The sequence below is a fragment of the Burkholderia pseudomultivorans genome (genome assembly GCF_902499075.1).
Taxonomy (GTDB): Bacteria; Pseudomonadota; Gammaproteobacteria; order Burkholderiales; family Burkholderiaceae; genus Burkholderia; species Burkholderia pseudomultivorans.
Genome location: NZ_CABVPP010000003.1, coordinates 189364 through 215766 on the forward strand (window position 1 = coordinate 189364; position 26403 = coordinate 215766).

The 26403-nt window shown below is 67.4% G+C and carries 26 protein-coding genes; 14 read left to right on the forward strand and 12 right to left on the reverse strand.

The genetic code is table 11. The features are described from left to right. Positions 1-161 precede the first annotated feature (161 nt). The 4 genes from BST28156_RS04380 to BST28156_RS04395 all read left to right on the forward strand — a co-directional run bounded on the left by BST28156_RS04380 (position 162) and on the right by BST28156_RS04395 (position 4917). Positions 162-1409: a Crp/Fnr family transcriptional regulator gene (locus BST28156_RS04380; protein WP_060245730.1), complete on the forward strand. Its 1248-nt coding sequence runs from the start codon at positions 162-164 to the stop codon at positions 1407-1409. 8 nt (positions 1410-1417) lie between these two features. Continuing rightward, on the forward strand, positions 1418-2182 hold the full coding sequence (locus BST28156_RS04385; protein WP_060245731.1) for a flagellar motor protein: 765 nt from the start codon (positions 1418-1420) through the stop codon (positions 2180-2182). 63 nt (positions 2183-2245) lie between these two features. Next, positions 2246-2926 (forward strand): OmpA/MotB family protein, encoded by a 681-nt coding sequence (locus BST28156_RS04390; protein WP_174901603.1) that lies wholly within the window; start codon positions 2246-2248, stop codon positions 2924-2926. Between the two features lie 128 nt (positions 2927-3054). Then, entirely contained in the window at positions 3055-4917 is a 1863-nt protein-coding gene (locus BST28156_RS04395; protein ID WP_174901604.1) for a methyl-accepting chemotaxis protein, read from the forward strand. Positions 4918-5015: 98 nt separating this feature from the next. On the opposite strand, the gene BST28156_RS04400 is transcribed toward BST28156_RS04395, so the two are convergent. The 4 genes from BST28156_RS04400 to BST28156_RS04415 form a co-directional block, all read right to left on the reverse strand. After that, on the reverse strand, positions 5016-5648 hold the full coding sequence (locus BST28156_RS04400; RefSeq protein ID WP_174901605.1) for a LysE family translocator: 633 nt from the start codon (positions 5646-5648) through the stop codon (positions 5016-5018). Between the two features lie 126 nt (positions 5649-5774). Beyond that, positions 5775-6683, reverse strand: a complete 909-nt coding sequence (locus BST28156_RS04405; protein ID WP_174901606.1) for a LysR family transcriptional regulator — start codon at positions 6681-6683, stop codon at positions 5775-5777. A 148-nt stretch (positions 6684-6831) separates the two neighbouring features. Beyond that, a complete protein-coding gene (locus tag BST28156_RS04410) occupies positions 6832-7347 on the reverse strand; it encodes a DUF6630 family protein (RefSeq protein ID WP_174901607.1) in 516 nt (171 codons plus the stop codon). Positions 7348-7533: 186 nt separating this feature from the next. Continuing rightward, on the reverse strand, positions 7534-7941 hold the full coding sequence (locus BST28156_RS04415; RefSeq protein ID WP_174901608.1) for a hypothetical protein: 408 nt from the start codon (positions 7939-7941) through the stop codon (positions 7534-7536). Positions 7942-8070: 129 nt separating this feature from the next. On the opposite strand from BST28156_RS04415, the gene BST28156_RS04420 reads away from it, so the two are divergent. The 4 genes from BST28156_RS04420 to BST28156_RS04435 all read left to right on the forward strand — a co-directional run bounded on the left by BST28156_RS04420 (position 8071) and on the right by BST28156_RS04435 (position 10917). Continuing rightward, a complete protein-coding gene (locus tag BST28156_RS04420; RefSeq protein WP_174901609.1) occupies positions 8071-8832 on the forward strand; it encodes a hypothetical protein in 762 nt (253 codons plus the stop codon). A 167-nt stretch (positions 8833-8999) separates the two neighbouring features. Continuing rightward, positions 9000-9410 (forward strand): TIGR02594 family protein, encoded by a 411-nt coding sequence (locus BST28156_RS04425; protein ID WP_174901650.1) that lies wholly within the window; start codon positions 9000-9002, stop codon positions 9408-9410. Between the two features lie 130 nt (positions 9411-9540). Continuing rightward, on the forward strand, positions 9541-10173 hold the full coding sequence (gene yfcF / locus BST28156_RS04430) for a glutathione transferase (RefSeq protein ID WP_174901610.1): 633 nt from the start codon (positions 9541-9543) through the stop codon (positions 10171-10173). A 120-nt stretch (positions 10174-10293) separates the two neighbouring features. Then, positions 10294-10917: a LysE family transporter gene (locus BST28156_RS04435; RefSeq protein WP_174901611.1), complete on the forward strand. Its 624-nt coding sequence runs from the start codon at positions 10294-10296 to the stop codon at positions 10915-10917. Positions 10918-11031: 114 nt separating this feature from the next. On the opposite strand, the gene BST28156_RS04440 is transcribed toward BST28156_RS04435, so the two are convergent. The 5 genes from BST28156_RS04440 to BST28156_RS04460 all read right to left on the reverse strand — a co-directional run bounded on the left by BST28156_RS04440 (position 11032) and on the right by BST28156_RS04460 (position 16677). Further along, positions 11032-12462 carry an efflux transporter outer membrane subunit gene (locus BST28156_RS04440; protein ID WP_174901612.1) on the reverse strand — a complete coding sequence of 477 codons (1431 nt, stop codon included), beginning with the start codon at positions 12460-12462 and terminating at the stop codon, positions 11032-11034. 10 nt (positions 12463-12472) lie between these two features. Then, the gene (locus BST28156_RS04445; protein ID WP_174901613.1) at positions 12473-14047 is read right to left on the reverse strand and encodes a DHA2 family efflux MFS transporter permease subunit; all 1575 of its coding nucleotides are present in this window, start codon (positions 14045-14047) and stop codon (positions 12473-12475) included. A gap of 13 nt (positions 14048-14060) precedes the next feature. Then, entirely contained in the window at positions 14061-15152 is a 1092-nt protein-coding gene (locus tag BST28156_RS04450) for an HlyD family secretion protein (RefSeq protein WP_174901614.1), read from the reverse strand. Between the two features lie 64 nt (positions 15153-15216). Continuing rightward, the gene (locus tag BST28156_RS04455; RefSeq protein ID WP_174901615.1) at positions 15217-15648 is read right to left on the reverse strand and encodes a MarR family winged helix-turn-helix transcriptional regulator; all 432 of its coding nucleotides are present in this window, start codon (positions 15646-15648) and stop codon (positions 15217-15219) included. A 108-nt stretch (positions 15649-15756) separates the two neighbouring features. Further along, positions 15757-16677, reverse strand: coding sequence for a LysR family transcriptional regulator (locus BST28156_RS04460; RefSeq protein WP_174901616.1), 921 nt, complete (start codon positions 16675-16677; stop codon positions 15757-15759). A gap of 73 nt (positions 16678-16750) precedes the next feature. On the opposite strand from BST28156_RS04460, the gene BST28156_RS04465 reads away from it, so the two are divergent. From BST28156_RS04465 to BST28156_RS04480, 4 genes are all read left to right on the forward strand, one after another. After that, on the forward strand, positions 16751-17179 hold the full coding sequence (locus BST28156_RS04465; RefSeq protein ID WP_060245746.1) for a MarR family winged helix-turn-helix transcriptional regulator: 429 nt from the start codon (positions 16751-16753) through the stop codon (positions 17177-17179). Positions 17180-17570: 391 nt separating this feature from the next. Beyond that, complete coding sequence (locus tag BST28156_RS04470) at positions 17571-18818, forward strand: aconitase X (RefSeq protein WP_174901617.1); 1248 nt, start codon at positions 17571-17573, stop codon at positions 18816-18818. After that, positions 18811-19260, forward strand: coding sequence for an aconitase X swivel domain-containing protein (locus BST28156_RS04475; RefSeq protein WP_174901618.1), 450 nt, complete (start codon positions 18811-18813; stop codon positions 19258-19260). Before BST28156_RS04470 ends, BST28156_RS04475 begins: the two co-directional genes overlap by 8 nt. Positions 19261-19513: 253 nt before the next feature. Next, on the forward strand, positions 19514-20629 hold the full coding sequence (locus tag BST28156_RS04480) for a branched-chain amino acid ABC transporter substrate-binding protein (protein ID WP_174901619.1): 1116 nt from the start codon (positions 19514-19516) through the stop codon (positions 20627-20629). Between the two features lie 145 nt (positions 20630-20774). Here BST28156_RS04480 and BST28156_RS04485 read toward each other — a convergent pair whose 3' ends face one another. Beyond that, complete coding sequence (locus BST28156_RS04485; RefSeq protein WP_174901620.1) at positions 20775-21848, reverse strand: AraC family transcriptional regulator; 1074 nt, start codon at positions 21846-21848, stop codon at positions 20775-20777. Between the two features lie 75 nt (positions 21849-21923). On the opposite strand from BST28156_RS04485, the gene BST28156_RS04490 reads away from it, so the two are divergent. Continuing rightward, on the forward strand, positions 21924-23957 hold the full coding sequence (locus tag BST28156_RS04490) for an NADPH-dependent 2,4-dienoyl-CoA reductase (protein WP_174901651.1): 2034 nt from the start codon (positions 21924-21926) through the stop codon (positions 23955-23957). Positions 23958-24012: 55 nt separating this feature from the next. Here the strand turns inward: BST28156_RS04490 and BST28156_RS04495 are convergent, their stop codons facing one another. Next, the gene (locus tag BST28156_RS04495) at positions 24013-24417 is read right to left on the reverse strand and encodes a DUF2471 family protein (protein WP_060245750.1); all 405 of its coding nucleotides are present in this window, start codon (positions 24415-24417) and stop codon (positions 24013-24015) included. Positions 24418-24581: 164 nt separating this feature from the next. Further along, positions 24582-25475, reverse strand: coding sequence for a LysR family transcriptional regulator (locus BST28156_RS04500; protein WP_174901621.1), 894 nt, complete (start codon positions 25473-25475; stop codon positions 24582-24584). 86 nt (positions 25476-25561) lie between these two features. On the opposite strand from BST28156_RS04500, the gene BST28156_RS04505 reads away from it, so the two are divergent. Then, positions 25562-26353 carry an NAD(P)H-dependent oxidoreductase gene (locus BST28156_RS04505; RefSeq protein ID WP_174901622.1) on the forward strand — a complete coding sequence of 264 codons (792 nt, stop codon included), beginning with the start codon at positions 25562-25564 and terminating at the stop codon, positions 26351-26353. Positions 26354-26403: the final 50 nt, after the last annotated feature.

A 26403-nucleotide genomic window follows, 5' to 3' on the forward strand; every position in this document is an offset into this window, starting at 1 on the left:
ATCGCTCGCAAACGTTTGACATCGATTTCACGACGAAGCGAGTGTGATTTCCCTAAAGAACCGCGGCCGCGATGACGTAAACGGGTCACGGGGACGACCGCCGATCCATGCTTCGAACATGCGACGCGGTCGACGGCAATCAGCGCAGCAGGGGAATCAACTTGAATCGTCAGCAATCGTGGACGCGTACGGCCGCGCCCGGCGAGATCATTTACGCCGAGGGCTTCGCCGGAGAAGCCGTCATCTTCCTGATCGCCGACGGCAAGGTCGAACTGTCGACGCGCTGCGACGACAAGCGGGTCGTGCTCGCGACGCTCGGTCGCGGCGAGTTCTTCGGCGAATCCGCGCTGCTTGCGGCCGAGCCGCGCGCGCATACCGCGAAGGCGCTGTCGTTCTGCCAGCTGACGGTCGTGCCGGCCAGCCTGCTCGACGACGAGATCGAGCGCGTGTCCGCGCTGCTGCGCCATATCGTGCGCACGACGATCCGCCGCGTGAAGCGCAGGGACGACCAGCTTGCGACCTACACGCACGCCGACTTCATGCCGGGCGTGCTGTCGTACGCGCACGTGCTCGCGCTGATGGCGTCCGGCAACGTGCGCGAAGCGGGCGACGCATGGAGCCGCCGCCCGCTGCACGCGCATGCGGAGACGGCCGCGGTGCCGCTCGCCGACGTGATCCGCAAATGCCGCGCGATCGCCGGTCATTCGCGCCCGCACGTGATGGCGATGCTGCGACGCATGGAAAAGCTCAATCTCGTCACGATCGAAGCCGCGCAGGCCGACCCGGCCGGCGGCGCGCTCGAGCACGCCGCGTCCGCCGACGCGCGTCAGGTCGTCGCGTTCGATGCCGCGCGCATCGTCGATCGCGCGCAGCAGGTCGCGGATCGCGAGTTCGACCTGTCGATCAACAGCGAACTGGAGCTGATCGAACTGGCCGATCTCGAATCGCTGATCGGCGTCGACCGGAAGCTGCTGCTCAACAAGCTGTCGCATGGCGAGATCGCCGACGAACTGTTCGCGTTCCGCAAGTCGAAGGTGCTCGGTTATGTCGAGCAGAAGGGTGTCGCGTATTTTTCCCGGCGCAACGCGCGGCGTGCAGGCGACATCCGTTCGCTCGCGGATCTCGCGTGGATCGACGCGCGCACGCTGTTCGATGTCGTCGCCGCGTTCGATACCTACGATCTCGCGAAGCTGATCGCGAGCGTCGACGACCGCGCGGTGGCGGACCGGCTGTTCTCCGTGATGACCGAGGTGCGGCGCAACGAGGTGTCGTGGGTGATGCGCCGCGACCTCAAGCTCGATCCGGCCGAGGTGGACGAGATCGAGCAGCGCCTGCTCGATGCGGTGCGGGCGGCCAAGGCGCCGACCGCGGGCGCGGCGTCGTCCGTGCCGTCCGAGTCCGACGTCTGACGCGCGCCATGGATCTGTTGACCCTGGCCGGCGTGGTGCTCGGTGGCGCGGCCATCGTGTTCGGCTTCACGCTCGAAGGCGGCCACCTGGCGACGCTGTTCCAGCTCGAAGCGTTCGTGATCGTGCTGGGCGGCACGCTCGGCGCGGTGATGATCCAGAACACGTGGGCGCGCTTTTTCGATGCGGTGAAGCAGTTGCGGCTCGCGTTCGTGCGGGCGGCCGAGGTCGATCGCACGCATCTGTCGGCGCTGCTCGAATGGGGCGATCGCGCGAAGCTCGACGGGCTGCTCGCGTTCGAGTCGATGGATGTCAGCGGCATTCATCCGTTCGCGCGGCGCGGCATCGAGTTGCTGGCGAACGGCATGTCGACCGCCGTGATCGAGGACGCGTTGCAGCGCGAGCTCGACGCGTACGAGCGCAGCCATCTGGCCGCCGCGCGCGTATGGCAGCAGGCCGGCGGCTATGCGCCGACCTTCGGCATTCTCGGCTCGGTGCTCGGGCTGGTGCAGGTGACGAGCCATATTCTCGAACCCGCGCAGCTCGGGCCCGGCATTGCGGTCGCGTTCGTCGCGACGCTCTATGGTCTCGCGCTCGCGAATCTGGTGTTCCTGCCGCTCTACGGAAAACTGCGTGCGCAGCTCGACAGCGAACTGCGGTTTCGCAAGCTGTATCTCGACGGCCTGCTGGCGATTTCGCGCAAGGAGTCGCCGCATACGATCGAGACGCGGCTGACCGGCGACGTGCGCGGCCGCGCGTCGGAGTCGCTCGCATGAGCGGCGCGTGCAATTTCGGTTCGCCCAAAACGGCAGCGGCGGTGATCCACGCGGAGTTTCGCGATGAACGCTCGCACTGACGGCACACGGGCGGGCGCGGGATCCGCCGATCGCGACGACGAGGACGCCGAAGGCGCGCAGGCGGGGCGCTGGCTGATTTCGTACGCGGATCTGGTCACGACGCTGATGGTGCTGTTTCTCGCGCTGTACGTGCTGCAGCTCGCGAAATACGACGCGCTCGACGCGCGCTATCGGACGCTGGAGCGAAGCGGCGGCAGTCCGGCGAGCGCGGCCGAGGCCGTCGTGCCCGCGCGCACGCCGGCCTGGCTGGCGCTGCTCGATTCGCTGAAGACGCACGGCGGGATTTCGCTCGTGAAGGTGCAGCACGGCGTCGAGATCGGCATCGACGCGAAGATCCTGTTCAACGTCGGCGACGCCCGCCTGCTGCCGGAGTCGGCACCAGTGCTGGACCGGATCGCGCAGGCGCTGGGCGCGCATGCGACCGGCGACATTCTCGTCGAAGGGCATACGGACCGCGTGCCGATCGCGAACGCGAAATACGAATCGAACTGGGAGCTGTCGTCGGCGCGTGCGGGCAGCGTCGTCCGTTATCTGGCCGAGCGGGGCGTCGCGCCGCACCGGCTCGCGGCAGTCGGGCGGGCCGATACGCAGCCGTTGGTCGCGGGCGACGATGCGGCGTCGCGCGCACGCAATCGCCGCGTGACGATCTTCGTCGCGTATTGACGACGCAGTGCGCCGTCAACGACATATCGAATTTGATATGACGAATATCAAGAATCAGCAATGATGTTCCGCGCATCGCGTGCCGATAACCCGAACTGGCTCGAACGAGCGGTTACCGAGGGTTCTCCATGCATTTCTGGCGCAAGCTTTCCATTCAGAACAAGCTGATTCTCAGCATGACGAGCTGTCTGCTCGTGTTTGTCGCGATTTCGAGCGGATTGAGCGTCCGCCTGATCGGCAACGCGGTGCGCGAGCGCGTCGTCCACGAGGAATTGCCGACGGCCGTCAACGGCATTCGCGCGGACGTGCAGCGCCAGCTTGCCGGGCCGATCGCCGCATCGCGCATCCTGGCGCGCGATGCGTTCCTGCTGCAGTGGGAAGCCGACGGCGAACCCGACGCCGGCGCGCGCAACTGGATTCAACTCGCGCGCAACGTGAAGGACGAGCAGAAGGCCGCGTCCGTGCAGTGGGTGTCGGTGAAGAGCGGCAACTACTACAACGAAGCCGGATTGCAGCGCAAGGTCACCGACCAGGATCAGTGGCTCACGCGTTTCCTGTCGTCGGGCATGCCGTACGAAGTGCACATGGATCACGAAGTGACGGTCGGCGGCTACATGATGTTCATCAACAGCCGCGTCGAACTCGACGGCGTGCCGATCGGCGCGGCGTGCATGAGCCTGTCCGTCGATGCGCTCGCGAAGGGGATCGCCGCGTACCGGATCGGCGACACCGGCTTCGCGTATCTGGTGCGTCCGGACGGCGCGATCATGATGCATCGCGATACGTCGCTGATCGACGGCAAGCATTTCATGAAGGATCGGCCGGGCTTGCCGGACGATGCGTCGTCGGTGCTGCTGAGCGGCAAGCCGTATGCGTATATGAGCTACGACGGTGAAGGCGGCGCGCGCTTCATCGCGACGTCGTTCGTGCCGGAGCTGAATGCGTACGTGGTCGTCGAGGTGCCGCAAGACGAACTGCTCGGGCCGGTGACGCGTGCGATCCATGGTGCGGCGCTGGTGGCGGCCGTGGTCGGTCTCGGGGTCGCGCTGGCGGTGATCTGGTTCGTCGGGCGGGCGATCGCCGCGCCGATCCGGCGCGCGGCGACGCTGCTGTCGGAGATCGCGAGCGGGCACGGCGACCTGACGCGCCGGATGACCGTCGAGGGCGGGGACGAGATCGGCCAGTTGTCGGACGCGTTCAACCGCTTCGTGTCGTCGCTGTCGACGCTCGTGCACCGGATCCGTGCGGCTTCGGCGTCGATTGCGACCGGGTCCGCGCAGATCGCGTCGGGCAACGCGGATCTCAGCGCGCGGACCGAAGGGCAGTCGAGCAATCTCGAACGAACCGCTTCGTCGATGGAAGAGATTACGGCCGTCGTCAGAAACAACACGGAGACGGCCACGACCGCGGCGACGATGATCAATGGCGCATCGGATGCGGCCGCGCGCGGCGGGCAGGTGGTGGGCGAAGTCGTGAGCACGATGGAGCAGATCAGCAACGCATCGCAGCGGATCTCCGAGATCATCGTGATGATCGACAGCATTTCGTTCCAGACGAACATCCTCGCGCTGAACGCGGCGGTCGAGGCCGCGCGGGCCGGCGAGCAGGGCCGCGGGTTCGCGGTGGTCGCGTCGGAAGTGCGGAACCTGGCGCAGCGCAGTGCGCAGGCGGCCAAGGAGATCAAGGCGCTGATCGAGCACAGCGCGGGGACGGTGAACGTCGGGTCGCGGCTCGTCGCCGAGGCGGGGGCGGTGATGAGCGATGTGGTGTCGCAGGTGCAGGGCGTCAGCGCGATGATGCGCGAGATCGCCGAGGCGAGCCTGGAGCAGAGCGCCGGCATCGACCAGATAGGCGATGCGGTGCAGTCGCTCGATCAGATGACGCAGCAGAATGCGGCGCTGGTCGAGGAAAGCGCGGCGGCCGCGGAGAGCTTGCGGCAGCAGGCGGCGGAATTGACGACGCTGGTTGCGGCGTTCAAGGTGGATGAATGAGGGGTGCGTGACGGCTTGAAGTCGCGCGTTTCCGGAGAGCGGCCGTTGTGGGATCACGGCGGCCGTTTTACATCACGGCGTGGGAAAGAGAACGCCTTCTACCGGCGCGATTCCAGCGCGATGCGTACCGCGAGCCCGGCCAGCACCGTGCCCATCAGCCAGCGCTGCACCAGGGCCCAGCCCGGCCGACGCGCGAGAAATCCCGCGATGGAGCCGGCCATGCTCGCGATCAGCGCATTGACGCTGACGCTCACCGCGATTTGCACGCAGCCGAGCGCGAGCGATTGCGCGAGGACGCTGCCATGTCCCGGTGAAATGAACTGCGGCAGCAGCGACAGATACATCACCGCGATCTTCGGATTCGCGAGGTTCGTGACGAAGCCCATCGTGAACAGTTTCCGGCGGCTGTCGTGCGGCAACTGCCGGACCTGGAACGCCGAGCGTCCGCCCGGCTTGAGCGCCTGCCACGCGAGATAGGCGAGATACAGCGCGCCGGCAACGCGCAACGCGTCGTACGCGTACGGCACGGTCAGCACGAGTGCGGTGATCCCGAATGCCGCGCAAAACATGTAGAACACGAAGCCGAGCGCAACGCCGCCGAGCGACAGCAGGCCCGCGCGTCGGCCCTGGCAGATCGACCGCGAGATCAGGTAGATCATGTTGGGCCCGGGCGTCAGGACCATGCCGAGCGACACGAGTCCGAAAGCGAGCAGGGTGGACATCGGCGGCACGGGGGTCTCCTTCGGGGGCGGGAAAGTCGGGTCGACAGGCTCCGTGCAATGTATTGCATATCAGGCGCATCCGGCATGAATAATCTGCAAGCCACGCATGAGCGCCGTTCATCGGACGGCGGCCCGCTACTTTTCTTTTGATGCCCGCTTCGAGGTTCGTTTTCCGCGCGCCGTGCCGGCTTTCGCGCGTTGTTCAGCGACGAGCCTGACGAATTCGTCGGTGACCGCGTTGCCGGTCCTGTTCCACGCCAGCCGCACCGAACGCTGCAGCTTTGGCGACAGCGTCAGCACGCGGCCGGCGAACGGCGTGTAGGTGAGCGTGATGCGCGGCACGATCGACACGCCCATGCCGGCCTCGGCCATCGACAGGATCGTGCGCATCTCGACCACGTTGAAGGCGGCCCGCAGCGGCACGCCGCCGCGCGCAAAGTAATCCGCGATCACGGGCCCGCAACCGGCCTTCGAGAAAATGAACGGCTGCGCGGACAGGTGTCTTGCCGACACGCTCTTGCGATCGTCGAAGCTGCCGGCCGCCGCGACCGCGACGAAGTCCTCGTCGAGCAGCGGCAAACGGTTCGCGAAGGTGTTGCTGCCCGCCACCACGCCGATATCGGCGGTGCCGTCCTCGATCCATCCTTCGACTTCCGCGTCGGTGCCTTCGAGCAGCACTGCCGACACGCCCGGATGCATCTGCTTCAGCGCCTCGAGCGCGGGTGCGACGAACGCGAGCGACACGCTCGGCAGCGACGCGACCACCAGCCGGCCTTCGAGCTTGCCGCGCGACAGGCTGAACTGCTGGCGCAGCGTCTGCGCTTCGCGCACCACGTTGCGCACGTACGGCCATAGGCGTTCGCCGGCCGCCGTCAGTACGACGGGCTGACGGTCGCGCGCGAGCAGCTTGACCCCCGTGAGGTCCTCCAGTTCGGTTAGCGCGTGACTGATCGCGGACTGGCTGCGGTTGAGCCGATCGGCAGCGGCCGTCAGCGAGCCGAGTTCGACCACGGCGGCGAGCGCCTGCAACTGGGCGAGCGTCATTGGCGTCCCTTCTGTCGATGCATGTGAACCGCGCATGAAACGGCGGCATGTCATGAATTATATTGAAGGGGTGCGAGGATGCAGGACGCGGTCGAAACCGGGGCGAGGGATGCGATGTGCGTGCGGTTGACGCGCGAGTGCTGGCGCGTTATGACCGAAACTCGATGTCCGTCGAGATATCGGCGCCGGCGGCCTTCGCAAGCGCGAGTACCCGATCGAGGTCCTCATGCCTGACGGCGAACGCCGTGTATTCATCGGAGCCGGTGTCGAGGTGCAGCAGCACATAACCCTTGTCGTGCAGCCATCGACCCAGCACGCTCAATCCGGCGGGAACGTCGCCGTCGGCGCGCCAGGTCCAGCGCTCCGCGACGCCCAGCGTATCCAGCATCTGGTTTGCCTGCCATTCGATGTCATACGACGCGCGCCAGTCGACCGAGATGCACAGGCACCAGTCGGAAGTGTCGATGACTTCCGGCGTCGTGCTGACATCGCGCGTGAGCACCCAGTCGAGTATCGACGACGCGTCCTCGCCTGGCTCCGCGTGGTGTACATACGCGACGAGGCGCTCGCGTGCGGCTGCGTCGAGCGGCTTGACGATGATTTCCACGAGATCGGCGAGGGCCGACAAGGCCTGTGGCGACGGCGAGAAGTAGTCGCGCAGCATCTCGGCATCGGAAATCGATGGCTCGGCCGGTTCCGGCGGGTTGTTCGCGTCGACTGCCTTGCTGTTACCGAACCAGCGCCTGAAAAGACGGACCATGAGATTTTCCTGTTTGTTCGTCTGGTGGTCGACCGTGTGTACGAGCGCAACGCAAGACGGCGTTGACCCAACAGTCACGGCGCACCCAGTTTAGAGCGATATCGATTCGACATCAAAACCGACTGTCGCGGGGGACTGCGCGCGGATCGGCCGCTTCGGGTCGTCTGCGGTTAAACTCGTCGCGATAATGCGGCCGCGCGCTTCTTCCCGACGTTTCGACACACACTTTGCTGCCGGATAAAAGGAACTCCAGCGTTGATGCTCTATGGAATCTCGGGCTTTGCCATTGCGATGTTTCTGGCACTCGTCGCGACAATCGGCCTGGTCGTCGTCGTGGCGTTGCTCGGCCTCGGTCGGACCATTCGCGCGAACCGGCTCTGGAAGCGCAGCCTGGTCGGCTTCATCGTCATCGCGGGCATCGAAGCCGTCATGCTCGCCGGCAACGCCGCGATCGAGCAGCTTTACGAACGGGCCAGTGTCGCGTGGTACACGCACCATCTGACGCGGCCTGCCGTCTTCGATGGCGCAACGTTCCCGGCAGGGTCGACCGTCGTGCAGAGCCCCGACTGGCCGCATGCGGTAACGGGCGGCACCGTCCCGCCGAACACGCCGCTGTGGGGCGCCGCCGTGAGCGGCGACTTCGCGTCCGACTCGATCGATGCCTCCGTCGGTAAGGGCACTTATCTCACGGAAGGAACGCTGGCCCGGCCGGCAAGCTTCGAAGGCATCGCTTGCGCGCCCGGCGCGTTCTCTCATCGCGCCGGGCAGGTCAGTCGCGACTATCAAAAGAAAGTCGTGTGCACGCTGGCGTCGGATTTTCGTGCGGGCGACGTCGTTTTGCCGACCGGAAGCCACATCGAAGCGATCGATACGGACGCCACGCACGTGGGGACGATCTCCGGCACGTTGCCGCACGAATGGTCCACGTTCGGCGTCCGCTGCGCGAAGGGCGCGTTCGATATCGACGAGTCCGGTCGATTCACCTGCGTGTCGGCGAAGCGGCAGCGCATCGCCGGCTACGATCTCGCCGAGGATCGCAAGATAACGGTCTATCGGAGTCCGCAAGGCGAACCCGGTGTTCGCGAGGGCGTGCTCGCGTCGACGTTCGAGGTCGACGTCATGCGGATTCCGGCGGGCGCGTGGATGTATGTCCCGGACGACAACTACTTTGCGAATTCGGCTGAACGCGTGAGTTCGCTTGCACTGGAGCGGCACCAGTACCTCGAGTTCAGGATTCCGGCCGGAACCGCGCTGCATGTCGCGGACGAAGTGCTGGAAGGCGGTGCGGTGACGGTTCAGATGAACGGCATGGCTGCCAACATCGAGGTTGCGGGCAAGTCGGACGATCAGGCGAGTCGACGCTATACGTTGCGCTTCAGGGCGAAGTAGCGTCGCATATCGCCATGGGCCGGCCGTCGCGGTTTCGGCGGCATTCCGGAAAACGCCGCAACCGCGTCGCCGCATTCATGCGAAGATTGACGGCGATCCATCCGACCGAGACCGACGTGACCCGATCGAACCCCGAACGCGATCCGAATTCAGCCCATCCCCCGTGGATGCCCGTCGCGCTGGCCGAACTCGGCATCCGCCGCCACCCGCCCGACAGCATCAACCCGCGCATCGTCGAATACAACAATGAGACGAACCTGGTCGGCTACGACGACAAGATTTCGTGGTGCTCGTCGTTCGTCAACTGGTGCATGACGCGCGCCGGGATTCGCGGCACGGGCTCCGCGCTCGCACGCTCCTGGCTCGAATGGGGCAGGCCGCTGGAGAGGCCGGTCTACGGCTGCATCGCCGTGTTGACGCGCGACGATCCCGCGAGCTGGAAGGGCCATGTCGGCTTCTACCTGCATCACGACGACGAGCACGTCCATCTGTTCGGCGGCAACCAGCTCGAAGAAGTGCGCGAGCTGGCGTATCCGCTGGACGAGGTGATCGGATACCGCTGGCCCGACGCCGGGTAACGCCGCCGCGCATCGACTCGCCGCAACGGCCCGCCACCGCGTTGCTAAACTGTCGCGAGCTGTTTTGACCCTTCGGAGCCGCGCGCGCCACGCGTGCCGACTCGATCTCCGCATCCATCAGGAGCCTGCAGTGCAAACCGTTAATCTTCGTCTCTACGCGGACGCGCAATACGCGAGCCCTTACGCGATGTCCGTGTTCGTCGCGCTCGAGGAAAAGGCGCTGCCGTACGAACTGGTGACCGTCGACCTCGGCAACCGCGCGCACTTCGCGCCGGACTATGCGGCGACGTCGCTGACGCAGCGTGTGCCGACGCTCGTGCACGACGATTTCGCGCTGTCGGAGTCGTCGGCGATTACCGAATATCTCGACGAGACTTTCCCCGGCGTGCGGCTCTATCCGGTCGATCCGCGCCAGCGCGCGCGGGCGCGGCAGGTGCAGGCATGGCTGCGCAGCGACCTGATGCTGATCCGCACCGAACGGTCGACCGAAGTGCTGTTCTACGGCCCGTCGAGCGAGCCGCTGTCGAACCTCGCACAGGCCGCCGCGCAGAAGCTGTTCGCGGCCGCCGACAAACTGCTCGCGCCGGGCGCGGCGAACCTGTTCGGCGAGTGGAGCATCGCCGACGTCGATCTCGCTGTGATGCTGAACCGTCTGGTGCTGAACGACGATCGGGTGCCGCAGCGTCTGGCCGACTATGCGCGCGCGCAATGGGAGCGGCCGTCGGTACAGCGCTGGGTCAAGCTGAAGCGGCCGCCGCTGTGACGCGACGCAGCGCTCGGCGTGGCACGGTCGCGTGACGCGGCCGCGCCGAGCGCGCCGAAAACCGCCGTGCTAGAGTAGGCCGGTCTTCCCGTTCACCCACACGAAACCACCCGAACCGCCATGAGCTATCTTCCCCAACTCGCCGCAGTCGGCGGCGTGATGTTGCTGGCCTGCGTCAGCCCCGGCCCCGACCTGATCGCCGTGTCGTCCCATGCGCTCGGCAACCGCCGCGCCGGCCTGCTGGCCGCGCTGGGCATCGCGTCGTCGCATGCCGTCTGGGCGGCGATGGCGATCTTCGGGCTCGGGCTGGTCGTCGCGAAGCTCGCGTGGCTGTACGAGGCGATCCGCATCGCGGGCGCTGTGTACCTGATCTACCTCGGCATCAAGACGCTGTCGAGCCTGCGTCAGTCGGCGCAGCAGCCGGAAGCCGCGCGCCAGCCGGCCGTGCGCGGCGGCGCGCATGCGTACCGCAAGGGATTGCTGGTCGGACTCACGAACCCGAAGGCCGCGGCATTCTTCGGCAGCCTGTTCGTCACGCTGCTGCCCGCGCATGCGCCGGCATGGGTGCACGGCGCGACGCTGGCGATCGTCGTCGCGGTGTCGCTGACGTGGTTCTGCACGGTCGCCGTGCTGTTTTCGACGAATCGCGTGCAAGTCGGTTACGCGAAACTGCGCAAGCCGATCGACGCGGTGATGGGGGCGATCCTGCTCGGGCTCGGCGCGAAGCTGGCGCTGGATCGTTAAGCCGGGTCCGGCTGTCGACACACACGCCCGGCCCCGGGCCTGCATCCGGCACAACGGGAAGCGGGCGCCGGAAAGCCGGGCAATCGACGGCTTTCCGGTGCACGCATCGCATCCTCAATTCCTCGCCACGGCTTCCGCTGCTTCTCCCGCGTCATTCCTGCTCCACCCGCCCCCCAGCGACCGATAAAGCGCGACCGCCGCGAGCGCATGCTCGCGCTTCACCTGATTGAGCGAATCCGAGTCGCGCAGATACACCTCCTGCGCGGACAGCACATCCAGAAAATCCGTCGCACCGCCCTTGTAGAGCTGATTCGCGAGCCCGAGCGCCTTGTCCGAAGCCGCCAGCGCGCTGTCGAGCCGCCGAGTCGCTTCGTCCGTACTGACGAGATTGGCGCGCGCATCTTCGACCTCCCGCAATGCTTGCAGCATCGTCTGAGTCAACCCGAGTTCCGATTCGCGCATCCGGCTTTCGCTTTGCGCGATATCGGCGGTGATCCGCCCGGCATTGAAAATCGGGCTCGTCGCACTCAAGGCCGCGCTGAACAGATTGTCGGTCAGCGTCGGCAGCCCGAGATACGACGCCGCGAGAATCCCGTCCGTCAGGTTCAGCGAGAACTTCGGATAACGCTCGGCCTTCGCCGCGCCGACCTGCGCCGCCCGCTGCTCGACCTGCGCATACGCGACCAGCACGTCGGGGCGGCGCAGCAGCGCCTGAGAAGGCAGCGTCTGCGGCGAGCCGGCCGGCGGCGCGGGAATATCGCCGGCCTGCGCGAGCACGAGCCGATCGACGGATTCGGGCGTGCGCCCCGAATACACGGCAATCAGATTGAGCTGATGCGCGATCTGCGCCTGCGTCGGCGGAATCCGCGCTTCGAGCGCATCGAGCTGATTCTGTGCGCGCGTGACGTCGAGTTCCGTCGACAGTCCGAACGCCTGCCGCTTGCGCGTGAGTTCGAGCGCATGATGGCGGATCGTCGCGTTGTCCTGCAGGATCTTCAGTTCTTGCTGCGCCCAGCGCAGGTCGACATACGCGGCAGCCGCGTCGGCCGCGAGCGCGAGCCGCATCGCGTCTTCCGCGTGCTTCTGCCCGACCAGCGCGGCCTGTGCGGCCAGCAGGTCGAGCCGTTCGCCGCCGAACACGTCGGGCGACCAGCTCAGTGCGAGGCCCGCGCCGGCCTGCTTCACGTAGCCGAGCGGCGGCGGAATGTTCTGGCGTGCGTCGGACGCATGCGCGGTCGCGTCGAGCTCGGGCAGCAGCACCGCGCGCTTCTGCACGGTCAGCGCCTGCGCCTGCTTCACGCGCTCGGCGGCCGCCTGCAGGTCGAGATTGTCGTCGAGCACGGTCGCGATCAGGCGGTCGAGCACGGGATCGCGGAATTGCGCCCACCACGCGGCGGCGTCGATGTCCGCACGCGGGACCTCGGTATCCCACGCGGCCGGCGCAAGCGTGCGGACCGAATCGGGCAACGCGGGATGCTGCGCGGGCTGCACCGCGCAACCGGCGGCGAACGCGCTGACGGCGAGCGCGACGAGTAGCTTTTTCATGACGATGACCTCAGTGCGCGTCGGGCGGCGGCGCGTTCAGCGAAATGGGTTGGGAGAAGACGACGGCGATCAGCGCGACGACGAAGCACAGCGACAGTGCGTAGTACGCGTCCGCATAGGTGAGCGTCAACGCTTCGCGATAGATCAGCCGGTGCAGGTTCGCGAGTCCGGCCTGTGCGGTGTTCAGCGTATTGCCGGCGACCGACGTCCAGTACGCGGCCTGGCGATCGAGCAGCGACGCGATCTGCGGCTCGCCGGCGCTCACGTGCTCGTTCAGGCGCAGATAGTGGAAGTTCAGCCGGTCGTTGAGCATCGTCGCGCTGACCGCGATGCCGATCGCACCGCCGAGATTGCGCATCAGGTTGAACAGGCCGCTGGCCGATTTCAGCCGCGACTGCGGCAGCGAGCCGAGCGCCATCGTGACGATCGGCGGCACGCTGAACTGCTGGCCGATGCCGCGCAGCGCCTGCGGCAGCAGCAGTTCGCGCCAGCCCCAGTCGTGCGTGATCGGCGTGTACAGGTAGCAGCCGAGGCCGAAGCAGATCAACCCGAACACGAGCAGCGCGCGCAGGCTGAGGTAGCGCGCCGCGAACGCGTACGCGCAGAGCGCGATCAACTGGAACGCCCCGACCGACAGCAGCGCGATGCCGATCTGCAGCGAGCTGAACGCGCGCACCTGCGCGAGAAACAGCGGCGTCAGGAACACCGTCACGAAGATCCCGATGCCCGTCACGAACGACAGCAGGCTGCCGATCCCGAAGTTGCGCACGGCAAGCGCGCGCAGGTCGACGATCGGCTCGTCCGCGGTCAGCGCATGGACGACGAACAGGAAGCCGCAGATGCCGGCGATCCACGCGCAGCCGACGATCACGTGATCGCTGAACCAGTTCTTGCGCGGGCCTTCCTCGAGCACGTATTCGAGGCAGCCGAGAAAGCCCGACATCAGCGCGATGCCGAGATAGTCGCCGCGCTTGAGCAGGCCGACGTTCGGCTCGTCGATATGCACGTAGCGCGGCACCAGCGCGGCCACCGCAATGCCCGGCACGAGGTTCAGGTAGAACAGCCAGTGCCACGACCACTGATCGGTGATCCAGCCGCCGATCACGGGCCCGATCGCCGGCGCGAGCGACGCGAGCGCGCCGATCGTCGTCGATGCGATCAGCCGCTGCCGGCCGGGGAACAGCACGAACGCGGTCGTGAACACGGTCGGGATCATCGCGGCGCCGAGCGCGCCCTGCAGCCCGCGAAACAGGATCATCGAGTCGATGTCCCACGCGAGGCCGCACAGCATGCTCGTGATCGTGAAGCCGACCGCCGACGCGACGAACAGCCAGCGCGTCGACATCACCTTCGACAGCCAGCCCGACATCGGGATCACGATGATCTCGGCGATCAGGTACGCGGTCTGCACCCACGACAGCTCGTCCTGGCTCGCGGACAATCCGCCGCCGATGTCGCGCAGCGACGATGCGACGATCTGGATGTCGAGCGTCGCCATGAAGAAGCCGACGCACATCAGCGCAAACGCGAATATGCGCTGCCGGGTCGGTTGCGACGCGGGGTCGCCGGTGAAAGCGGTGGTCATGGTCGGCTCCCGTTCAGTGCGCGTGCGCGGTGTGCACGGTCACGACCGCCGATAGCCCAGGGCGCAGCACGGGCTCGAGGCCCGGCTGCGGATCGAGATGCACGCGCACCGGTACGCGCTGGACGATCTTCGTGAAGTTGCCGGTTGCGTTCTCGGGCGGCAGCACGCTGAAGGTCGCGCCGGTCGCGGGCGCGAGGCTGTCGATGCGGCCGTGCAGCGGCGTGCCCGACGCATCGAGCGTCACGTCGACGCGATCGCCGGCGCGCATCTTGCGCAGCTGGTCCTCCTTGAAGTTCGCGTCGATCCACAGCCCCGTCGCGGGCACGATCGTCAGCAGCGGCACGCCGACGTTCGCGAGCATCCCGACGCGGCCGGTGCGGTTGCCGACATAGCCGTCGACCGGCGAGCGGATCGTCGTGTACTCGACGTTGAGCGCGGCGACGCGCTGTGCGGCAAGCGCGGTGTTCACGCGTGCCCGCGCATCGGCGAGCTGCGCGCCGAGCACGTCGAGCTGGCGCTTCGACGCGAGCAGCGCGGCGTCGCTGCGCGCGACGGCGGCATCGGCCTTCGTGTAGTCGGCATCCGCGCGCTCGACGATCTGGTTCGACACCGCGTCGGATTTCACGAGCTCGCGGTAGCGCACGCGATCCGACGCGGCGCGCGTCAGCTCGGCCGACGATGCGTTCTTGTCGGCCGCATGCTGGCCGATCACCGCGTATTGAAGCTGCTGCTTCGCTTCGAGCTCGGCGACGGCGGCGCGTGCACTGTCGACTTCCGCGCCGGCCTGCGCGAGCTTCGCGTCGTAGTCGCGCGCATCGAGCTGCACGAGCACGTCGCCGGCCTTCACGCGCTGGTTGTCGGTCACGAGGATCCTGTCGACGAAGCCGGTGACCTTCGGCGCGAGCACCGTCACGTCGCCGCCGACGTAGGCGTCGTCGGTGCTCTCCTGAAAGCGCAGTACGAACAGCCAGTCGAGCGCGGCCGCCACGACCACGACGGCGACGGCGCCCGTCGCGATCCGCATCCACGGCACGCGACGGCGCTGCTTCGCGGGCGGTTCGATTGTGGCTGCCTCGCGGGAAGCCGCAGCTTGGGTCGTATCCATCGATTCACCTATGTATATGCACTTACCGATGCGATCGGCGCTACCGCGTCGATCGCGGAAAGGGTCAACGTTCCGGCAGGTTGTGCGTGATCCGGAACAACTCGTCTCTGAGGCGGGCCGCCTGCTGCGGCCCGAAGCGCCGCTCGAACGCCTGCTGCGCGTCGCGCCAGTGCGCGTGCGCTTCGGCGATCTTCGTCTCGCCTTGCGCGGTGAGCGCGAAGGTCTGCCGGCGGCAGTGCGGCTCGGTTCGCCCGGCGACCAGCGCCGCGCCGATCAGCGGCCGCAGCGCGCGCAGCAGCGCGGTGCGCTCGATCACCAGCACGGCCGACAACGTCGCCATCGTCAATCCCGGCCGTTCGCGCAGCAGCGCGAGAATGCTGTACTGCGACGGCGTGACGCCTGCCTGCGACAGGTAGCGTTCGTAGAACTGCGAGATCCGGCGGGCGGCCTGCCGGATCGCGAAGCAATCGTCGTCGGTGAGGGTCGTTATGTGCATGTACACATGTTAAGCGGCGCGCGGGCGCGAAGCGATGTGCAAGGCGGGATCAGATTGGTGTCGTGGCCGTACCAATCGACCGCGGGCCGGCGTGCGCGAACCCGCGCGTCAGGCCGCCATCGACGTGATCCAGTTTTCGTGCTCGCAGTAGCGGGTCGTGTAGTCGATGAACGCCTTGACCTTGGCGGGCAGCAGCGCGCGGTTCGCGTAGGCGAGCTTGATCTCGACGAACGCGTCGAGCAGTTCGGCGTCTTCGAGCAGCGGCACCAGTGCGCCCGACGCGAGTTCGGCGCTGACGAGCGTTTTCGGCACGACGCCGATGCCGAAATCGTGCATCACCATCTCGCGGTTGAACACGGGGCTGTTCGACGAGATGTCGAAGCGGAACGGCACGGTCAGCGTGTCGCCGCCGACGCGGAACGACAGCGCCGGCCGGCGCAGCGACGGCGACAGCGGCACGAACGGGTGGTCGGCGAGGTCGGCCGGCGTGGCCGGGCGCGGATGCGCGCGCAGATACGCGGGCGTCGCGACGATCACGAACGGAATCCGCGCGATGAGCCGCACCACGGTCGTTTCGCTCGTCAGCATGTACGGCACGACGATGCCGATGTCGTAGCCTTCGCCGACGAGATCGACGGGCCGCTCGGTCAGCGTCACGTCGAGGCGCAGCTTCGGGTGCGCGCTCTTGAAGCCGGCGATCAGCGGCACGAGCTGGTTCAGCGCGGCCGTCGTGTGCACGACCAGGCGCAGCAGCCCTTCGGGTTCGCGCGTCTGCGTCTGCGCCTCGACTTCGAGCGCGTCGAGTTCGTCGAGCACGGCCGCGCAGCGTTCGTAGAGGCGCTCGGCCGTTTCGGTCAGCGACACCTGGCGCGTGGTCCGGTGCAGCAGCCGGCCGCCGAAGCGTGCCTCGAGGTCCGCGACCGCGCGCGACACGACCGGGCGGGCGAGGCCGTGCATGTCGGCGGCGCGCGTGAAGCTGCGCAGTTCCACCACCGACCGGAAGATCCGCAGCTTGTCGATATAGTCCATGTCCGTCTCCTGGCCGGCCGTTACGGCGGAGTGTACATTGACTTTATGCATATGCACATATAAATTGCGCATCATGAACGACATCCAGATTGCCCATGCGTGCAACTGCCTGGCGCTGCGCCAGGCGACGCGCTTCGTCACGCAACTGTACGAACGCCATCTGGCCCCGGTCGGCGTCACGCCCGCGCAGTTCTCGATCATGGCGAACCTGACGCATCGGCCCGGCATGCTGATGAGCGAGCTGGCCGAGGCGCTCGTGATGGATCGCACGACGTTGCTGCGCGCGCTGAAGCCGCTGCAGCGCGACGGGCTCGTCGCGGCGGCCGCGTCCGAACACGATGCGCGCGCGCATGCGCTCGGTCTGACCGCGCTCGGCGCGAGCACGTTCGCGCAGGCGAAGATCGCGTGGCAGGCGGCGCAGGACGAGTTCGAGGCGCAGTTCGGCAAGGGGCGTGCGAAGGCGTTGCGCGAAGAACTGTTCGAGCTGACCGGCAAGCGGTAACGGAAGGCGGTCGCACCGGCGGGCCGGCGGCCGCGCACGATGCGGTGCCGCTGATTCATCGTTAGCCGTCCGGCGGGGCTGCTCGCCGCCGGCGTACGCCTGTTTTCCGTCGATCCCCGTTTCTCCAGGCGCTGGCGCCTCCGTCGCATCGGCGCGCGTCCGTTGCCGGACACGGGGCGAATACGATCCGATGTGTGCCGGATTGGCGCAAAATCGCATCCACTTTTCCGATTTGGTTGCTTCGTGTCGGGAAATTGGTCGCTCTCACCGACAAATTGGTTTGAATGTCGTCCGGATGGATAGTCTTCTGGACATATTTTATTTCCAGTTGTACAGTCGCCCCACGAACTTCACAGGCCGGCGCGCCGGGCGCCGCCGACAGGAGCGACTTATGTTGCAGTTGAGCGACCGCGACGACGCGATGTTGCGCGGGGATTTCGGCGAAGGCGTCGCGCGGGCGATGCGGATCGTCGCGCGCACGGCGGACGTGATGTCCGCGCCGCACCTGATCGACATCACGTCGGCGCACATCGACGGCTGTCTTTATCACGGCCAGACGAGCCTCGACTTCGTCGAATACTTCGTCGCGACCGGCGCGCGGGTCGCGGTGCCGACCACGCTGAACGTCGGCTCGCTCGACCTGATCCATCCCGAGCTGTACCACGGCGACCGCACGATCCAGCGCGACGCGCAGCGCCTGATGGACGCGCATCTGCAACTCGGCTGCGAGTCGAGCTTCACCTGCGCGCCCTACCAGTTGAAGAACCGGCCCGCGCGCGGCGAGCAGATCGCATGGGCCGAGTCGAACGCGATCGTGTTCGCGAATTCGGTGCTCGGCGCGCGCACCAGCCGTTACGGCGACTTCCTCGACCTCGCCGCCGCGATCACGGGGCGTGCGCCCTATGCGGGGCTGCATGTCGAAGCGAACCGCGCCGGGCAGATCGTCTTCACGGCGCCGGATTTCAGCCATCTGCCGACGCGCGACATCTACTTCGCGGCGCTCGGCCTGCTGGTGGGCAGGATCGCCGGCGCGATCGTGCCGGTGATCGTCGGGCTGCCGGCGGATACCACCGAGGACGAGCTGAAGGCGCTCGGCGCGGCGGCCGCGTCGAGCGGGGCCGTCGCGCTGTTTCACGCGGTCGGCGTGACGCCCGAGGCGCCGACGCTCGATGCGGCGCTGCACGGGCAGGCGCCGCGCCAGACGATCGACGTGTCGATGGCGGATCTCGTCGAGATTCGCCGCACGCTGAACCACGGGGCGCAAGGCGATGCGCTCGTCGCGGTCGCGCTCGGCACGCCGCATTTCTCGCTCGCCGAATTCCGCACGCTCGATGCGCTGCTCGACCGTTTCGAAGGGCGGCCGAAGTGCGATTTCTACGTGAATACGAGCCGGTTCATCCTGTGGGAACTCGAAGAACTTGGTCTCGCGAGCCGCTTCGCGGCGCGCGGCATCCAGATCGTCGTCGATACCTGCACGTACATCACGCCCGTGATGAAGCAACTGTCGGGGCTCGTGATGACCAATTCCGGCAAATGGGCGTCGTATGCGCCCGCGAATATCGGCGTGACGGTCGCGTACGGCAGCATGAGCGAATGCGTGCGGTCGGCGTTTGAAGGAAAGGTGCGATTCGATGACTGAAGCAAATGGCGAGGGCACGGTGCTGTCGGGCGATACGCTCGTCGCGGGGCATGCGGTTGCGCAAACGGTGGTGCTCGAGAAGCCGCTGAGCTTCTGGGGCGGCTACGACTCGGCCGCCGGCCGGATCATCGATCGCGGCCATCCGCTGGCCGGCGCAAGCCTCGCGGGCCGGATCATGGTGATGGCGCATGCGAAAGGCTCCAGTTCGAGCAGCAGCGTGCTCGCGGAAGCGGTGCGCAACGGCACCGGGCCGGTCGGGATCATCCTGAAGGAGCGCGACCTGATCATCTCGATCGGAGCGATCGTCGCGGCCGAGCTTTATGCAATCGCGGTGCCGGTCGTGTGCGTGCCGGAAGCCGTGTACGACACGATCGCCGCCGCATCGGGGCCGATCCGGATCGAAGCGGAAGACGGTATCGGCGGCGCGCGAATCTACCTGTAGCGACGCACCTGCCGATCCCGACGGCCGGGCGCGCTGCACGTCCGGCCGTCCTGGTTTTCATTCTGAAAATTAGGATGGCGTATCAATTACCGAACGGATGCCGGCGTTTCATTAGGACACGTCCCGTGCGCACTTGCGAGGTGTCGGCATCGAACCGGCTCAGAACGCGCATTCCGGCGCGATGGCGCGGCGCTCACCGGGGCGCCGGCCCAATCCGGCTCGCGATATCGCGGGCAATCGTTGAGGAGACTGCATGAAGACGAAAATCGTTGTTGCATCGCTCGTATTGGGCGCGGCCGCGACCGGCATCGCGCGCGCGGAGCAGGTCGTCACGGTCGCGATCTCGGGGCCGTTGACCGGCCCGCAATCGGTCAGCGGCAAGGACGACGAGAACGGCCTGCGGCTCGCGATCGAGTCGCTGAACGCGAAGCCGATTCAGGTCGGCGGGCAGCCGGTGCGGTTCCGGATGATGTCCGAGGACGACCAGGCCGATCCACGAACCGGCGTGCAGGTCGCGCAGCGCCTGCTGGACCAGCGGCCGGTCGCGTTCTTCGGGCCGCAGAATTCGGGCGTCGCGATTCCGGTTGCGCGCCTGACCAGCGCGGCGCGCGTGCCGATGCTGACGGTCGCATCGAATCCACAGCTCACGACGCTCGGCTACGACAACCTGTTCCGCACCGGTGCGAGCGACTCGGTGCTCGGCGTGTCGATGGCCGTGTTTGCCGCCGGGAAACTGGGCGCGAAGACGGCGGCCGTGATCGACGATCGCACCGCGTACGGGCAAGGGCTGGCCGAGCAGTTCATCGACAAGGCGAAATCGCTCGGCTTGCAGGTCGTCGCGCGCGAGTTCACGCATTCGCAGGCGAACGACTTCCTCGGGATCCTCGCGACGATCAAGGGCAAGAACCCGGACGTGATCTTCTTCGGCGGCTATACGGCGCAGGCGGCGCCGATGGCCCGGCAGATGGTGCAGCGCGGCGTGCGCGCGAAGCTGCTCGGCGGCGATGGCATCTGTTCGGTCAATATGGGGCAGGTCGCGCAGGCCGCGTCGCGCAACGTCTTTTGTGCGATGAGCGGGACGGGCCTCGACGGCACCGAAGCGGGCAGGGACTACATCGCGCGATACCGCGCGCGGTTCAAGAGCGAGCCGCAGACTTACGGCATCACGTATTACGACGGGATGATGCTGCTCGCGAAGACGATCGAAGCCGTGCAGACGACCGATCCCGCGAAGCTGATTCCCGCGTTGCGCTCGGCATCGCACCGCGGCGTGGCGGCGACCTACGCGTTCACGAAACAGGGCGAACTGCTGGAGGCGCCGACGACCGTCTTCACGTTCGACAACGGGCAGATGACGCCGGTGCGGTAGCGCGGCCAACGGGCGGCAGTGTCGATGCGGATGCCGCCGCCCCGGCTATGGATGGTGCGTCGCTTCGCGTTGCCGGGCGGCATCGCGCGCGACGACCATCGCGGGTGTGCGGCGCGTGTCTCGCCCCCGCGTCGCGCCGAACCCGTCACACCGCGGCCGCCGCGGCCCGGTAGGCGCTCGGCGTCTGCCCGGCCCAGCGCCGGAACGCGCGCGTGAAGTTCGCCGGGTCGGTGAATTGCAGGCGCTCGGCGATCGTCTTCAGGTCGAGATCGGACGCCGCGAGCAACTGCTTCGCGTCGCGAAACCGCGCTTCGTCGAGCAACTGGCGATAGCTCGATCCGGCGTCTTCCAGTCGGCGACGCAGCGTGCGCGTCGACACGAGCAGCGCATCGGCGAGCGTGTCGGGCCCCGGATAGTCGCCCGCCGTGCGCGCCAGTTCCGCGCGCACGCGTTCGACGAGGTCGCCTTCCTCCTGGCGGACCTGCGCATATTCGCGCTCGACCTGCACGAGCGCCTGCCGATGCGCGACGTCGTCGGCGAACGGCAGCGGCCAGTCGAGCACGTCGTGCGCGATCCACAGCGCATTGGCCGCGCAGTCGAAGGCCACGGGCGGCAGGCGGTCGCGATACCGTGCGAAATAGGCCGGCTCCGGCCATGCGAACCGCAGCGCGATCTCCGGCGCCGCGCGGCCGGCCCATTGCGCGATGTTCTGCGCGAGGCCGGTCAGCACGAATTCGAACATCACGTGATGCTGGAGCACCGGGCTCGCCTGCACGCCGTGCAGTTCGAGCGTCGCGCCGCGTTCGTCCTCTGCATAGGTCAGACGATACTGGCGATTGCGCATCCGGAAGTAGCGGTGCGTGACCTGCAACGCTTCGCGGATGTCCCGCGCGGTCAGCGTCGCATAGCCGAGAAAGCCGTGCACGGTCGGCTTCAGCAGCAGCCCGAACGCGAGGCCGATGCCGGGATCGCCGCCGATGTCGATCGCGTTGAGCACGAGCCGCCCCCATTGCGATGGCGCGACGCGCGCGTCGGACTCGGCCAGCACCGCGTCGCGCAGGCCCGTGCCGGCGCGCACCGCGTCGAGGTCGACGCCGCGCGCGGCCAGCGCCTGCAGCAGCAGGCGCGGATAGGCGACCGGAATCGTCGGCCGGCGCAGCCCGAGGCGGTCCTTGCGGGGTGGGGAGGTCATCTGATATTGGCCGGAAATGACAAGCATTATGGCTGTTTGCCCCCTCACGTTCAACGCGGCGCACGGCCTACGATGCAGCCATCGCTTCTCTGCCTGCCGATCATGACGACACCCTTTCCCCACTTGCTCGCGCCGCTCGATCTCGGCTTCACGACGCTGAAGAATCGTGTGCTGATGGGCTCGATGCATACCGGCCTCGAAGACAGCCGCAAGACGCTGCCGCGACTGGCCGAGTATTTCGCCGAACGCGCGCGCGGCGGCGTCGGCCTGATCGTGACGGGCGGCTTCGCGCCGAACGTGGCCGGCTGGACCAAGCCGTTCGGCGGCACGCTGATGACGTCGGCCGGCGCGCGCCGGCATCGCGCGATCACCGATGCCGTGCACGCAGAGGACGGCAAGATCGCGCTGCAGATCCTGCATACGGGCCGCTACGGCTATCACCCGTTCGCGGTCGCGCCGTCGAAGATCAAGTCGCCGATTTCGCCGTTCGCGCCGCACGAGCTGAGCGCGCGCGGCGTCGAGCGGCAGATCCGTGCGTTCGTGCGCTGCGCGCAGCTCGCGCGCGAAGCCGGCTACGACGGCGTCGAGATCATGGGCTCCGAGGGCTACCTGATCAACCAGTTCATCTCGATGCATACGAACAAGCGCAGCGACGCGTGGGGCGGCTCGTACGAGAACCGGATCCGCCTGCCGATCGAGATCGTCGAGCGCACGCGCGAAGCGGTCGGCCGCGACTTTATCCTGATCTACCGGCTGTCGATGCTCGACCTGATTCCGGACGGCAGCGACTGGCGCGAGACGGTCCAGCTCGCGAAGGCGGTCGAGCGTGCGGGCGCGACGATCATCAACACCGGGATCGGCTGGCACGAGGCGCGCGTGCCGACGATCGCGACGTCGGTGCCGCGCGGCGCGTTCGCGTGGGTGACGAAGAAGATGAAGGGCGAGGTCGGCATTCCGCTCGTGACGACCAACCGGATCAACCGGCCCGAAGTGGCCGAGCAGATCCTCGCGGACGGCTGCGCGGACATGGTGTCGATGGCGCGCCCGCTGCTCGCCGACGCCGAGTTCGTGATCAAGGCCGCGCAGGGCCGCGCGGACGAGATCAACACCTGCATCGGCTGCAACCAGGCGTGCCTCGACCATGCGTTCAAGAACCGCATTGCGTCGTGCCTGCTGAATCCGCGCGCATGCCATGAAACCGAACTGGTCTACGCGAGCACGCGGCAGCCGAAGCGCATCGCGGTGGTCGGCGCGGGGCCGGCCGGCCTCGCATGCTCGACCGTGCTCGCGCAGCGCGGCCATCGGGTCGACCTGTTCGATGCCGCGTCCGAGATCGGCGGGCAGTTCAACATGGCCAGACAGATTCCCGGCAAGGAGGAATTCAATGAAGCGCTGCGCTACTTTGCGCGGCAGGTCGAGCTGACCGGCGTGAAGCTGCACCTGAACCGCCGCGTCGACGCGAGCGAGCTGATCGCGGGCGGCTACGACGAGATCGTGCTCGCGACCGGCGTGTCGCCGCGCGATCCGAAGATTCCCGGCCAGGACGGGCCGAACGTGCTCAGCTATATCGACGTGCTCGCGGGCAAGCGGCCGGTCGGCCCGCGCGTCGCGGTGATCGGCGCGGGCGGGATCGGTTTCGACGTCGCCGAATATCTGGTGCAGGACGGCGTGTCGCCGGCGCTCGATCTGGACGAGTGGAAAGCGGAGTGGGGCGTGACCGATCCGGCCGAGACGCGCGGCGGCGTGACGCGCGCGCAGGTGTCGCCGCCCGCGCGCGAAGTGACGCTGCTGCAGCGCAAGGCCGCGCCGCTCGGCAAGGGGCTCGGCAAGACGACGGGCTGGATTCACCGCGCCACGCTGAAGATGAAGCAGGTGAAGATGATCGGCGGCGTGAACTACGAGCGAATCGATGCGCGCGGGCTGCACGTGTCGTACGGCGAGCAGCGCACCGATCACGAACTGATCGAGGTCGACACGATCGTGCTGTGCGCTGGGCAGGAGCCGCAGCGCGCGCTGCTCGCGCCGCTGCAGGCGGCCGGGCGTTCGGTGCACCTGATCGGCGGCGCGGAGCTGGCCGCCGAGCTCGATGCGAAGCGCGCGATCGACCAGGGCGCGCGGCTCGCGGCGCGGCTGTAACGCGTTCGCTACCGCCGCGCGGTCTGCACGACGCGCACACGCCGAGCGGCGCGGTTCAGGCCGCTTCGGCCCGTTCCTCGGCCTCCGCTTCGAGCATCGCCTTGACGATCAGATAGACGGCCGGCAGGTCGTCGTCGTCGCGATGCCAGTCGACCGGCTCGTCGACGTCCGCGGCGACCAGCCGGCTGTCGCGCAGCCGGATGAACGCGTCGACGACGGTCGGGTCGTTGCGGTTCAGAAACCCCGAATTCGAGAACGCAAGCTCTTCGACGTCGAGCAGCGCGCGCCAGCTCATCGTGCGGACCGCGGCCGGGTGGCTGCGTCGGCGCAGGCCGAGCGCACGCTGCGCGGGACCGCCGACGACGCGCTGCAGATCGACGACCGCCCGCTGCGCGGCACGCTCGAAATGAACAGGATTGAAGCCGGGTTGCTCGGGATCGAATGCGGATGACTGGAACATGGTCGCCTCACAAAAATCCGTCCGTCGATGGGTGACGGAATTCGGGTCAAATGGTGCAAAAGCACTGTAAATATATACAGTGTCCGATGCGGTTTCAAGCCCCGGATCACGAAAATTTGCGCGCGGCAGGCAACGCGGCGACGCACCGGCACAGCGCCGTCGCGCTACACCGATGCCGCGATGGTTTCGCGCAGCCACCGATGCGCCGGATCGCGATGCACGCGTTCGTGCCACAGCATCGACATCTCGTAGCCGGGCACCTCGACGGGCGCCTCGACGACGCGCAGCGCGGGCGCGTCGCGCGCCAGCCGCTCGGGCAGCATCGCGACGAGGTCGGTGGCGGCGACGGCCGACATCAAGAACAGGAAGTGCGGCACGGAAAGCGCGACGCGGCGAGTCGCGCCCACTTTCGCGAGCGCTTCGTCGGTCACGCCGAAAAAGCCGCCGCCGTCGGGCGACACGATCACGTGCTCGAGTGCGGCGAATTGCGCGAGCGTCGGGCGGCGCTTCAGCTTCGGGTGGCCGGCGCGGCCGACCAGCACGTAGCGCTCGACGAACAACGGCAGTCGTCTCACGCCGGCCGGCGAGCCTTCGGTCATGTGGAACGCGAGGTCGATCCCGTTGCGCTCCGTGTCCTGCTCGATGCGCGGCGGCACGAGCTCGACGACCGCGAGCCGCGTGTGCGGCGCGGCCGCGCGCAGCGCCGGCAGCGCGGGCAGCACGATCGTCGATTCGCCGTAGTCGGTCGCGGCCACGCGCCACGTATGAGTTGCGGTCGCGGGATCGAACGGCGTCGCGGGCAGCACCGCGCGTTCGACCGCCTCGAGCGCGTCGCGCAGCGGCTCGCGCAGCGCTTCCGCGCGCGCGGTCGGCCGCATCCCGCGCGGCCCCGGCAACAACAGCGGATCGCCGAATACTTCGCGCAGCTTCTGCAACTGCACGCTGACCGACGGCTGCGACACGTTCAGCTTTTCGGCTGCGCGCGTGACGTTGTGCTCGGCGAGCAGCACGTCGAGCGTGACGAGCAGGTTCAGATCGAGGCGCCTGAGATTGTTCATCGCTATACCTGGCATATCGGGAATTCATTTCCAATATACCGAAGGCAACGGCATCCTGCGGTCATTCCATCGACGGAGTCTCGAACATGAATGTGCTGATCGTGTATGCCCACCCCGAACCGCGTTCGCTGAACGGCGCGCTGCGCGACTTTGCCGTCGCGCATCTCGAAGCGGCCGGCCATGCGGTGCAGGTCTCCGACCTGTATGCGATGAACTGGAAGGCGACGCTCGACGCGGACGACGCGACCGATCGCGCGCCCGATGCCGGTGCGCGTTTCGATCCGTCGCTCGACTCGAAGCGCGCGTTCGAGACGGGCACGCAGCGCGACGACATCGCACGCGAGCAGGCCAGGCTGAAGTGGGCCGACGCGGTGATCCTGCAGTTTCCGCTGTGGTGGTTCTCGATGCCGGCGATCATGAAGGGCTGGGTCGAGCGCGTGTATGCATACGGTTTCGCCTACGGCGTCGGCGAGCATTCGGACACGCACTGGGGCGACCGCTACGGCGAAGGCACGCTGGCCGGCAAGCGGGCGATGCTGATCGTCACGGCGGGCGGCTGGGAATCGCACTACAGCGCGCGCGGCATCAACGGGCCGATCGACGACCTGCTGTTCCCGATCCAGCACGGCATGCTGTACTACCCGGGCTTCGACGTGCTGCCGCCGTTCGTGATCTACCGGACCGGGAAGATGGACGGCGCGCGTTTCGACGCGACGCGCGCGGCGCTCGGTGCGCGTCTCGACGCGCTGCGCGACACGCCGCCGATTCCGTACCGGCGGCAGAACGCGGGCGATTACGAGATTCCTGCGCTGACGCTGAAGACGGAAATCGCGCCGGAGAAGGTGGGGTTTGCCGCGCATCTCGGGCACGAGTATTGAACGTGTCCGGCAGCGGGGGAGCGTAGCGCGTGCCGGCAGCGGGCGCACGC